Origin of the sequence: Nodularia sp. UHCC 0506 (assembly GCF_034931045.1) — a bacterium.
Lineage (GTDB): Bacteria > Cyanobacteriota > Cyanobacteriia > Cyanobacteriales > Nostocaceae > Nodularia.
Genome location: NZ_JAYGHH010000004.1, coordinates 92,282 through 103,405 on the forward strand (window position 1 = coordinate 92,282; position 11,124 = coordinate 103,405).

10 protein-coding genes and 2 pseudogenes are annotated in these 11,124 nt (G+C 40.5%); 8 read left to right on the forward strand and 4 right to left on the reverse strand.

The features are described from left to right. A pseudogene (locus tag VB654_RS04905) lies at nt 1-829 on the forward strand (hypothetical protein); the annotation flags it as partial. Here the strand turns inward: VB654_RS04905 and VB654_RS04910 are convergent. The 3 genes from VB654_RS04910 to VB654_RS04920 all read right to left on the reverse strand — a co-directional run bounded on the left by VB654_RS04910 (nt 819) and on the right by VB654_RS04920 (nt 3,113). Beyond that, a complete protein-coding gene (locus VB654_RS04910) occupies nt 819-2,111 on the reverse strand; it encodes a recombinase family protein (RefSeq protein WP_323212395.1) in 1,293 nt (430 codons plus the stop codon). The pseudogene VB654_RS04905 and the gene VB654_RS04910 overlap by 11 nt on opposite strands. Then, nucleotides 2,108-2,467: a VOC family protein gene (locus VB654_RS04915; protein ID WP_323212397.1), complete on the reverse strand. Its 360-nt coding sequence runs from the start codon at nt 2,465-2,467 to the stop codon at nt 2,108-2,110. The genes VB654_RS04910 and VB654_RS04915 overlap by 4 nt, the downstream gene beginning before the upstream one ends. Before the next feature lie 64 nt (nt 2,468-2,531). Continuing rightward, nucleotides 2,532-3,113 (reverse strand): DUF3122 domain-containing protein, encoded by a 582-nt coding sequence (locus VB654_RS04920; protein ID WP_323212398.1) that lies wholly within the window; start codon nt 3,111-3,113, stop codon nt 2,532-2,534. A gap of 481 nt (nt 3,114-3,594) precedes the next feature. On the opposite strand from VB654_RS04920, the gene VB654_RS04925 reads away from it, so the two are divergent. The 7 genes and pseudogenes from VB654_RS04925 (at nt 3,595) to VB654_RS04955 (ending at nt 8,609) form a co-directional block, all read left to right on the forward strand. Beyond that, entirely contained in the window at nt 3,595-4,956 is a 1,362-nt protein-coding gene (locus VB654_RS04925; RefSeq protein WP_323212399.1) for an NAD(P)/FAD-dependent oxidoreductase, read from the forward strand. A 45-nt stretch (nt 4,957-5,001) separates the two neighbouring features. Continuing rightward, nucleotides 5,002-5,115 (forward strand): annotated as a pseudogene (locus tag VB654_RS04930) (tRNA-dihydrouridine synthase family protein); the annotation flags it as partial. Nucleotides 5,116-5,614: 499 nt separating this feature from the next. Beyond that, on the forward strand, nt 5,615-6,094 hold the full coding sequence (locus tag VB654_RS04935) for a DUF4383 domain-containing protein (RefSeq protein WP_323212400.1): 480 nt from the start codon (nt 5,615-5,617) through the stop codon (nt 6,092-6,094). A gap of 258 nt (nt 6,095-6,352) precedes the next feature. After that, nucleotides 6,353-6,598 carry a hypothetical protein gene (locus VB654_RS04940; protein ID WP_323212402.1) on the forward strand — a complete coding sequence of 82 codons (246 nt, stop codon included), beginning with the start codon at nt 6,353-6,355 and terminating at the stop codon, nt 6,596-6,598. After that, nucleotides 6,579-6,797 (forward strand): hypothetical protein, encoded by a 219-nt coding sequence (locus VB654_RS04945; RefSeq protein WP_323212403.1) that lies wholly within the window; start codon nt 6,579-6,581, stop codon nt 6,795-6,797. The genes VB654_RS04940 and VB654_RS04945 overlap by 20 nt, the downstream gene beginning before the upstream one ends. Nucleotides 6,798-7,107: 310 nt before the next feature. After that, nucleotides 7,108-7,827, forward strand: coding sequence for a rhomboid family intramembrane serine protease (locus tag VB654_RS04950; RefSeq protein WP_323212404.1), 720 nt, complete (start codon nt 7,108-7,110; stop codon nt 7,825-7,827). A gap of 110 nt (nt 7,828-7,937) precedes the next feature. Continuing rightward, nucleotides 7,938-8,609 (forward strand): rhomboid family intramembrane serine protease, encoded by a 672-nt coding sequence (locus tag VB654_RS04955; RefSeq protein WP_323212406.1) that lies wholly within the window; start codon nt 7,938-7,940, stop codon nt 8,607-8,609. A gap of 168 nt (nt 8,610-8,777) precedes the next feature. Here the strand turns inward: VB654_RS04955 and VB654_RS04960 are convergent, their stop codons facing one another. Beyond that, a complete protein-coding gene (locus VB654_RS04960) occupies nt 8,778-10,958 on the reverse strand; it encodes a polysaccharide biosynthesis tyrosine autokinase (protein WP_323212407.1) in 2,181 nt (726 codons plus the stop codon). Nucleotides 10,959-11,124 lie beyond the last annotated feature (166 nt).

The window sequence follows — 11,124 nt, forward strand, 5'->3', positions numbered from 1 at the left end:
TTTTTTTGCTGGCAAAAGTTTGCAAAGGTTGAGATTTTTCAGGGAAGATATTTTTGGTGATATTGAACAAACTATTGCACTCAAATGTTTAAGTCCTAATATTCACGAAGTTATGCAGTTAATCAATATAGGTAGTGATATTCATCAAGAATTACAAAATGAATTGCAAAATAAAAATAGTGAAGCCTATCAACAATTGCAATATTTCAGCCAAAAGTTGCAATTATTTGCCAACAAACTGCCGCCATCTGTAATTAATAACATGGCTGCTTTAGCAAAACGTGCTGAAATAAAAGCTAAAACGACACAAGAAGGAATTTATATATTACAACAAGAGATAGAGCAAACTTTTGATCAATCAATGGCACGAGCATCTGGTGTTTACAGACGAAATTCCAAAGGAGTGGCACTTTTACTTGGCTTTACCATTGCCGTGTTTGCCAATGCTGACGCATTTCATATTGTCAGCAGATTATCAAAAGACTCTTCTGTCCGAACTGCTATTGTTAATAATGCTGGTCAAATCGTGCAGAGTAATAATATTGATTCATCGGAAAATTTAGCTAATTTAAAAAAAGAAACTGAACAAGTTTTAGCAGATATTGCTTTACCAATTGGTTGGACTGCTATTAATTTAGAAGAACAAATTGGTTGGAATAAAAGTAAGATGTATCATTTTTCTATCTGGAAATTCTTAACTATGATTTTCGGCTGGTTCCTGAGTGGGATTGCCATTTCTATGGGTGCGCCCTTTTGGTTTGATTTACTGGGTAAAGTTGTAAATGTGCGGAATGCAGGTAAACCACCAACATCTAATGCTAAAAAATAAAAATCACCCGTAACTCCCATTCTTTATCCTGGCGGATAAGTTCAATTTGTTTAATAAATTCTCGTAAGTAAAATCTGCGTTCTGCTTCTGATAAATCGAACCAAAATTGAGGAATAGAAACGGCTTGAGCTACAGAACGCAAGTTAACTGGGGGAAGTGTGGCTAGTTTAGCTTGGAGTTGGGAAATTTCGGTGCGGAGTTTGTAAGCCCTTAATTTCGCGGTTTCATCGTCCAAAATCCCGGTAGCGACTAAAGCGGGTAACTGCTGGAGGATTTCTTGCTGATGGGCGATCGCTTGCCCTAAACTATTTTTAATGCTATCCAACTGCGGAAAATCCATTCCGGCCACAGCTAGGGGTAAGTCACGGCAAACAATTTTAATTGTCTTTTCTAAGACATCCTGGTAAGGAATAGCCCGACATTTAGGCAGTTGAGTACAACTAATTGGACGTAAATAAAGATACTCTTTATCTTGATGAGGCCTGGTGACACGGGTAACAGTTGTATGTGACTGACATTGACTACAAACAACTAACCCAGCTAAAGAACGTGGGGCGCTAGCCGTTCGAGATGGTAAACGACTGTTACGGCGTAAAATTCTGTCAACTTGAGCCGCTTCTTCTCTAGAAATTATGGGAATATGGGTATCAGAAATAATTTGATCATGTTGATAAGCTGTATCACCCCGATAAACGGGATTAGTTAGCCAACGTCTACCGGTAGTAACAGAAATTTTTTTACCATATTTTTTCGCCAAGTAACGCACCGCACCACGTAGGGAACCATAAAGCAAGAAGTGTTCAAAAAAATCTTTGACTACTGGTGAGGTACTGCGATCAATAGTATATTTTTCTTTACTCCGACGATAGCCATAAGGAGCTTTACCTGGAGGGGGGGAGGCTTGGAGACGATTACAGGCGTGTGCTTGACGAATACGGCGGCTATGGTGCTGGCGTTGGATTTCCTGTAATAATTTCCACAAATCAGAGCCTACATGAGAAATTTCTGAAGTGTAGGGTTGTTCGGTGGCTATGATGATTATCCCCATTGCTTCGAGTTCATGCAAGCGATCGCTTACTTCCTCTAAAGTATCTCCCAATTCTTCTAAACGATGAATGAGCAGATAATCTGCTGGTTCAGTTTTACAGTCTGTGATTAGTTTTTGTAACTGCGTTCTTTTACCCAAATCTTGATAAACTTGATCCACTTCCCATCCCCAATCATTGACATCAATAGAAGGTTCTAGCAAGGGATGACTGTAAGAGTAAGCAATAATTTTCACTGCTGACTGAGTTCTATAATATTTCCATCTGGGTCTTGAGTGAAGAGGGCGGCGCGACCGGAAGCACTAAATTGAACGGGATAATTTTGATTGAGTAACTCTTGTTTAGCAACATCCAAATCAGCAACAGCAAAGGCAATGTGAGGATTGCGTCCCCATTTTTGATCAGGGTTATCTGTAGGAACAGTAGTTGCAACTATCAGGTGAATTTGATAATTACCCACTTGATACCATACACCAGGATATTTCAAAGAACGCTCTATTTTAGACAATCCCAATAGGTTGCTATAAAAATTTTCGGATTTTTCTAAGTCCGTGACGAGAATCGCTGTATGGAGAGACTGGATAATCTGCATTGTCTATCTATTTGAGTGCTGAGTGCTGAGTGCTGAGTGATGATCTATTGGCTTTATACGAAAACTACTCACGTCTAGCAACGGTTTGCCATTCTTCAATTAATAAGGGTGAGATTGACAAACTTACCGCCTCGCCGTTGATGGTTGGTAATGTCAACTTCAGGGGAATTCCCATCTGTAACTGTGGTAATAAAGGTTGAAGATCGTATTGTCCAACATTAGGTTCAGGCTTGGTAGTTTCGGTAAAGATGTGGCTGGAAACATCTGCCGCAGTTAGTATTTTACCTAATGAGGTGATTAAGGTCAGAGGTTGAGATCGGTCAATTTCAACTACACCGGGAAAACCCACCAACCTTAGTTCAAAGCTGGTTTGCTCATCGGGACGAATGCGCTTAAAAGCGATCGCCTGCCAGCTATTACCATGTTGATCTTTGAGGGTTTGACGAGACTGATAAACAATTTGCCCTGGTGCTTCTTCGAGTTGTCGGATAGCTGCTGCGGCACTGGGAGGATTCAGCATTGCCCACCCCAGAAGCAGTACAAGTGTTCCCAGCAACAGCAAACCGGAAAAATTTGGGCGCATACGACATTTCATCACAATTCCTCTCTCATGGCTCACAGAATCTTTCAATGCAGCAATTCTCATAAATTATTTAAGCTTTAAGCGCATTTTTCCGGTAAGCAAGATTGTGATCACTGGAATAGACAGATTTTACTGCAATAAGTAGAGCAGCAGGAATAATTCAATGTTTGTAGTAAGGACTTTAGTCCTTATTTGAGGGCTGTAGCCCTCACTACGAAACAATCTCAATATTTTTACATTACTTAATATACTTTGATTTATTCTCGCCTACTTACTTAAATCAAACTTAGTTATCAGGGATTTCCAGAAAATAAATTGCCCCATTTCATCAGACTATATTTGTTATTTATCCCCCCTGCTCCCTGCTCCCTGCTCCCTGCTGACCTCCGCAATAGAATATTTCTTAATTGTCAGTCCCTAAGAGGCATATTGGACACTTTTATGATTTTTTTAATTGTTCTCAATAGACTGCAACATATAACTTAATATTGTTACATTCTTGTTAAGAATAGTTACAAATCTCTTAACACAGGAAATATTTATTATGGTAGCCTCACTGGAAAAGAATGCACCACATCAGGTTGTCATCATTGGTGGTGGCTTTGGTGGACTGTATACAGCCAAGACACTAGCTAAGGCGAATGTAAATATTACTCTGATCGATAAACGTAACTTTCACCTATTTCAGCCGCTTTTATATCAAGTTGCCACAGGTACACTATCACCTGCTGATATTTCCTCGCCATTGCGAGCTGTACTCAGAAAAAGCAAGAATACCCAAGTGTTGTTGGGAGAAGTAAATAATATTGATCCCAAAGCACAACAAGTTATTTTGGATGAAAAAGTAGTACCTTACGATACATTAATTGTAGCTACAGGCGCTAACCATTCCTATTTTGGTAAAGATGAATGGAAAGACTTTGCTCCTGGCTTGAAAACTGTGGAAGATGCGATAGAAATACGTCGCCGGATATTTTCCGCCTTTGAAGCCGCAGAAAAAGAAACAGATGTCGAAAAACGCCGGGCTTTGTTGACTTTCGTGGTTGTAGGGGCAGGCCCCACTGGTGTAGAATTAGCGGGTGCGATCGCAGAGTTAGCATACAAAACTCTTCACGAAGATTTCCGCAACATCAAAACCTCAGAAGCAAAAATCTTAATATTGCAAGGTGGCGATCGCATCCTCCCATACATTGCGCCAGAATTATCGCAAGCAGCAGCAGAAGCCTTGGAATCGTTGGGTGTGGTGATTAATACCAAGACCAGAGTCACGAACATTGAAAATAACATCGTTACTTTCAAGCAAGGTAATGAAATCAAAGAAATTGCCTCAAAAACCATCTTGTGGGCAGCAGGTGTAAAAGCTTCCCCCATGGGAAAAATCCTCGAACAAAGTACAGGTGTAGAGTGTGATCATGCCGGACGTGTAATGGTAGAACCGGACTTGACAATTAAGGGTCATAAAAACATTTTCGTAGTGGGAGACTTAGCTAACTTCTCGCATCAAAATGCAAAACCCTTGCCCGGTGTTGCACCCGTAGCCAAACAACAAGGAGAGTATGTAGCTAAACTCATTCAAAAACGGCTCCAAGGTCAAACCATGTCACAATTCCATTACAACGACGTGGGTAGTTTAGCGATGATTGGGCAAAATTTAGCCGTTGTAGATTTAGGTTTCATCAGACTTAAAGGTTTCATTGCTTGGGTATTTTGGCTAGTAATTCACATCTACTTCTTAATCGAATTTGACACTAAATTAGTAGTAGTCATTCAATGGGCGTGGAATTATATCACTCGTAATCGTCGCTCTAGATTGATTACAGGTCGAGAAGCTTTTGTAGAAGCACGAAGCGTTGAAAATAGCAGTGCTTACCAGACTCCAGAGAAGAAGGAACCAGTTCAGCTTTAGGATTTTTGCTTTGTAGTATCAAGCATTTTCAACTCTTGTCAATAAATTCTAGAGATGATCAATCACCACAGCCTTTATTTGCTGAGTTTGCATAGTCGCAAGGTGAAAGATATGTACCACGGGACAGTGAAATATAATTTGCTCGCCGAAGCAGTGAGGGACTTCCAAATAAAAAAATACTCACTCACCCCACGCAAAAAATCTCTCAAAGTCTCATAACTCTGTGTCTGTGTGGTATGCACTTCGCGTAAAGCCTACGGTATAGCTACGCTTAAAGCGGAGCTTTCGCTTGAGCGATATGTTTATTTGGATAATTTATTTCTTGGAAGTCCCTTAGATGGATCAATTCTCCATTACTTGCTAATGGCAATATCCATTCAGCGACAACTACCCTGGAAGTGCTTTCTCAAACGGGCGGTTTGGAATCCTGAGCTTTTTAATCCAATTCGGCAGGCTTTGCACTTCAAGCCAAGCCGCCTGTTTCTTTAAACAGTTCTAAAAGTCAACCATTTGAAACATTGAATCCTGACTTGCGATAGAGTTATACATCTAAAATTTAAGTTGAATAGAATTAACTGACTAATAAATAAGTTGCAGCGATATTTCCACTAATATCTCGTATTTCATGAAGATTTAACATATCAGGGGTCAAACAAATATGGAAAACATTCACTTAGCGAAAATGACAGAGCGTTACTGTGCTTTGAGCATTGGTGTTATTTATTTGCTATTAGGTTTAGCTGGATTTATACCACCTTTAGTTTCATTACCAGGAACAGGCGCACCTTATATCCCGGCTGATATAGCTCCTAATGCTTATGCGGCGGGATTCGGTTTAATCTTTGGGGTGATTCCCACTAATTTTTTGCATAACCTGATACATTGCGCTGTAGGATTTTGGGGAATTGCTTCTTACAACAACGCAAACAGCGCTCGCATCTTCAATCGTGTTTTTGCGGTTACTTATGCCATACTCGCAATTATAGGATTTTTACCCTTTGCTAAGTCATTTTTTGGCTTAATGCCTATTTTTGGCATTAATGTTTGGCTAAATGCCATAGCTGCTATTTTTGCCGGCTATTACGGTATTGTCATTCCGGCAAAAATTATGGGTGTTAACGTATCACAAAACGTTTAACTAAAAATAAGCAAAAATTCGGAAAGGTAAATTTACCATTTATCCTGTTGAAAAATCCAGAGGTATATAACGACTCTGGAGCTTTTTTTTGGGTGAATAACTAAAGAAATTTAGATAAGTGTTGATCTATTGGCAAATCTTTCCGCAAATGCGCTGATATTTTTATTTTCCTTATTCCTAAATATCGCATAAATACGGTTACATTAGTTTGTACTTATGAGCAAAACTGCATTTATCGAGTTTATTAGGGTAAGTTTTATGAATAACCCTGCAAATACCATGATTCGAGTCAATTGGGAAATAGCTAAAGAAGTTGCACTTGATTGGGAGCGAGCCTCACTTACTGAAATCAGTGCTTATTGTTTAGAGATTTTGCAAGAGCTAGGATGTTCTAATACTGAACTTCCAGTTAATTTACAAACTCGTGAACAGCAGCTAAACTTTATCTTAGGCTTTGCATCTTTTGCTTTTGGGGAGGTACAAAATGTCCAAAGTTTTAATTAAAAATACCTTAAATGAACCAGAATTGGCGGAAGAAACTGCTATTCCGGCAACTGAACAAGAATTGTTGTTTTTAACTCAAAAACTTGCAGAATTAGAAATTCCTATTAAAGTTTTTTTGCAAGCAGTATCTATAGCTGCTTATGACTGTTCATCAGCTTTCCGCTACGCAGATAAATATTTGAATCTTGCCCAGAAATAAGAATAAAAACTCACTCTGGCGACTAGAACTCTCGGCTACACAGACAAAACCCACCTGCGTGGGTTAATTTTTTATGAATCCGTCTTTATGGACTTCCCTACAGGAAACCGCTACGCGTCATGTTTGTGTAGTAGCGTTCTCCCTTGGCGTGGCGTAGCCATATTATATTTGCGCCATACTTTTCAAATATCCTCTGCTTCCGTGCCTCTTTGGAAGTTGGCAACTATAACTATTGAAACCACAGATAGAAGACAATACTGATAAGATTCAGTAATCTGAGGCTAGTGACTCGAAGATCAGGAAAATACCAGTGGTTCCAATTAAAGATAAAAATCCGACACAAATCACGCCTTATGTCACTTATGGACTAATTACGGCTAACATTTTGGCTTTTCTTTACGAAGCAAGTCTTCCGCCCCAAGCATTAAATCAATTCTTTCATCTTGCGGCTGTAGTTCCCAAAGAACTTACCTTAAGTTTTTCTGGAATATCTGTCAATCAGCCAGTACCAGAATGGGCAACTTTAATTACTGCCCAATTTTTGCATGGTGGTTTCTTACATCTAGCCGGAAATATGCTGTTTCTCTGGGTTTTTGGGAACAATATTGAAGAAAAGTTAGGCCGTGCTAAATATTTACTATTTTATTTATCTTGTGGTGCGTTGGCATCCTTGGCACAATGGTTCTTCGCTCAAGATTCTACCATTCCTTCATTGGGAGCAAGTGGTGCGATCGCTGGCGTTATGGGGGCATATATTTTGCGGTTTCCCCAAGTCGAAATTATCGGCGTAGTGCCTTTAGGATTTTTCTTTCCCTCTTTTCGGGTTCCAGCATATTTCTTTTTGGGATTTTGGTTTATCCAACAGGCTTTTTACGGAATAGCCAGTTTAGAAGCACCCACAAATATCGGTATGGAAAGTGGTGGTATTGCCTATTGGGCCCATGCGGCAGGTTTTGTCTTTGGGGCAGTTCTTGGCCCACTGCTGGGTTTATTTAGCGACAAATCCAAAGCCGAATCTGTATCTAGTTAAGTTTTAAAATTTCAACAGTTTATCATCCAGATGTGATTTGTCACTTCTTAGCACTTTCCTATGGCAACACAGGCTATATTGCAAATAATCGATAATTAGGAAAAACACCTGTGTTTCCCCTCCATGATGAAAATCCGACGCGAATTACCCCGTATTTCACTTACGGGTTGATTGGCTTAAATATTGTAGTCTTTCTGCATGAAGTCAGTCTATCAAGTGGTCAATTAGAGCAATTTTTTCGGATATATGCGGTAATACCACGAGAGTTAACCAATAACTTTGCCCAAGAGTGGACAACTTTATTTACGTCACAATTCTTACACGGTGGTTGGTGGCATCTGATTTCAAATATGGTGTTTCTCTGGGTCTTTGGTAACAATATTGAAGACCGGATGGGACATTTCAAGTATTTGATTTTTTATCTAGCGTGCGGTGCTTTAGCGGCCTTGTGCCAGTGGTTTATTAGTATGGATTCTATTATACCCTCTTTAGGCGCTAGTGGTGCGATCTCCGGGGTTCTCGGTGCTTATGTAATCCGTTTCCCACAAGCTAGAATTTTAACCCTAGTCTTTTTAGGTTTTTTCATCACCACCATCAGGATTCCAGCTATAGTTCTCATCGGGATTTTTGTGATCCAGAATGTGATATCGGGTCTTCTCAGCTTGCAAGCAGCAGCTAATATGACTGTGGAATCAGGCGGAGTTGCTTATTGGGCGCACATCGGCGGCTTTGCTTTCGGGTTAATTTTGGCTCCATTATTCGGGTTATTTCGGCGCGACTAATTAGACACTACCCGCGAAACCCAATTTTGCGGTAAGTCTCAAGTATATAGAAACTGCCAAGGCTGTTAGGTTAGAGTTGATTGCTGGAAGTCTTTTAAGCAACTGAGTTTCTAAGTTGCTCAACACCTTGCTACCACTTTAAGCGCAGCCATTTTACAAACTCTCCACTCAGTTCTGATTGGCACTTGCAGAAACTTCTGAAAAAATTATTGGCTTTTCCTCAGTTAAAGTAGGCTGAGGTTGGGAAACGAATATATCAGCACCGTTAATGATAACTCCTAACAAACCCAGTTCAGATTCAACTAATTGGTCAATAGCTTCTCCTAACATATTTTCTTGTGTATGGTTGGGACGTGCTACTAATACTATGCCATCACTATAGGGCTGGATTAACAAAGCATCATTGGACAAACTGAGGGCAGTAGTATCTAAGATTACTAAATCAAAGCGTTCCCTGGCATCCTCCATCAGCCGTCGCATTTCGCTTGATTCAAGAATGGCAGCAGATTGACGCACAAGACCAGGGCTAGGAATAATGTATAAATTTTCTACATCAGGAACCAAGCGGATACATTCATTCAATCGAGAATAATAACGCAGGGGTTCAAAATGGGCATCAGGATCGGGAGTCACATTTAAGGATAAAGCATGAGAGGGTAATGTCTGTGACGGGCTATGCCTACGCAAATCTGTTTCGATTATTAAGGTTCTTTTACCAGCCAGGGCAGATGCAATACCTAAGTTATAAGCGCTGACTGTTTTACCTTCTTGACTACTCGTGCTAGTCATCAACAGCACTTTTAAATCTTTACCACCAATCCGGCGCAAATTGCTGCGGAACTTTTCATAAAACTCCAAATAGGGAGAATCAGGGGAAAGTATTACAGGTAAGGCTTCGCGGTCTAAATCATCAACAGGCATTAAAGGCAATTCTCCCAGAAGGGTAACTTCCCGTTGTCTGAGGCTATCACGAATATCCTCCTTGGTTTTAAAAGTACCTTCCAGAGAACCCAACAAAAATATTACCCCGCCGCCAACTAGTAATCCCAAGAAACTACCAATACCCAAAGTCAGAGGTACACTCTGAGGTTTACTCGCATTGCTGACAACATTAGGTATTTGAGCAACTGTTAAGCTACTTACCGTTTCTGCCTCTGCTGCTTTAGAATCTGTCAGCTTTGCCTGCATTTGATCAAAAATCGCTTTTTTCAGTGCTACTTCCTGTTCTAAACGCGATCGCTCTAGTTGCTTGTTGGGTATTTGAGAATACTCTTGCCGTAATCGTTCTTCTTCTCTAATTTGTTGAGATAATTGTTGTTCGAGTGTTTCTTTTTGGGTTTCCAAAGCTACCATCTGATTGGCCAGCTGTTGTCGGGCTGGATCTAAGTTGCTTTGGGCGCGGATACCCGAAACATTTCCAGGTAGAGGAGCCGCCGTACCCCCACCCCCTACGACCTCAGCCGCACGTTGTTGCAGTAATTCTTCAATAGATTGCTTCTGACGCACCAATTGAATCATATTGGGGTTTTCTGGTCGTAAATCTTTACTAAGTAAACTGATTTGAGATTCTACTTGATAAATTTGCGATCGCAAGTTAGCCAGAATAGGATCAGCACTCAAAGCCGAAGAAACATAGGCTTGTGCCACAGTTAAACCCAATTTTTCTTGTAAACTGCTCAGTTGGGCATCAATCCCGGCAATAGTTAGTTGAATTAACCGTTGCTGATTTTGGCTACTAGTTACTCCACCCAGCAAACTACCATTTTCAGCCGCTAATATTGCCGGACGCTCCCGACGGTCATACTGTTCCAGCCTCTGTTCTGCTGCTTCGAGTTCTGATTTTGCCTGCGGTATGCGCTCATTAATTTTTTCTATAATTGCGTTTAATCGCCCAGTATTAATCTCACCACTCAGCGTAATCATAGCTTGCATTAATTCCTGCAATATTTGCTGCGCTCGCTTAGGGTTAGTATCTTGATATTTCAACTCAATAATTGTGGATAGCAGTTGCCCTGTGTCGCTTCTCTGTGGTAGACGCAGAGCCACATTTGCACCAATAGTGCTTGGTTTCACACTCACTTTCGCCGCTACAAGTTCAATAATCTGGTCTGACAGCAAAATTTGCCGAGTCAGTTCTTGTCCTTGTTGTTGAATTTCACTACCAGTTACCGAGAATGAAACCGGCGGACGAGTGTAAGAAAGTGCAGCATCTGCTACGTAACTGGGTGGTGGTTCTGGCTGTGTCGCCACTATTGTTGACCCTGCAAGTACTAAAGCAAAACTGCCCAATCCAATCCATTTATATTTTTCAAAAGCAATCAGATAACGCTTAACAATTGGTGGAGCCATAATCAAAAATTCAAAATTTAAACTTCAACACTGTTCCCATAGCATAGATCCTCCATTAGCCCAGCTCTCCCAAAAGTAGCAAGAGGAACTACAAACTACGAACTACGAACTACGAATTACGAATTACGAACTACGAATTACGAATTACGAACTACGAACTACGAAC

Coding starts and splice junctions, on each gene's coding strand:
- VB654_RS04915 (WP_323212397.1), bottom strand. CDS start 2,467: ATGCAGATTATCCAGTCTCTCCATACAGCGATTCTCGTCACGGACTTA.
- VB654_RS04920 (WP_323212398.1), bottom strand. CDS start 3,113: ATGAGAATTGCTGCATTGAAAGATTCTGTGAGCCATGAGAGAGGAATT.
- VB654_RS04925 (WP_323212399.1), top strand. CDS start 3,595: ATGGTAGCCTCACTGGAAAAGAATGCACCACATCAGGTTGTCATCATT.
- VB654_RS04935 (WP_323212400.1), top strand. CDS start 5,615: ATGGAAAACATTCACTTAGCGAAAATGACAGAGCGTTACTGTGCTTTG.
- VB654_RS04940 (WP_323212402.1), top strand. CDS start 6,353: ATGAATAACCCTGCAAATACCATGATTCGAGTCAATTGGGAAATAGCT.
- VB654_RS04945 (WP_323212403.1), top strand. CDS start 6,579: ATGTCCAAAGTTTTAATTAAAAATACCTTAAATGAACCAGAATTGGCG.
- VB654_RS04960 (WP_323212407.1), bottom strand. CDS start 10,958: ATGGCTCCACCAATTGTTAAGCGTTATCTGATTGCTTTTGAAAAATAT.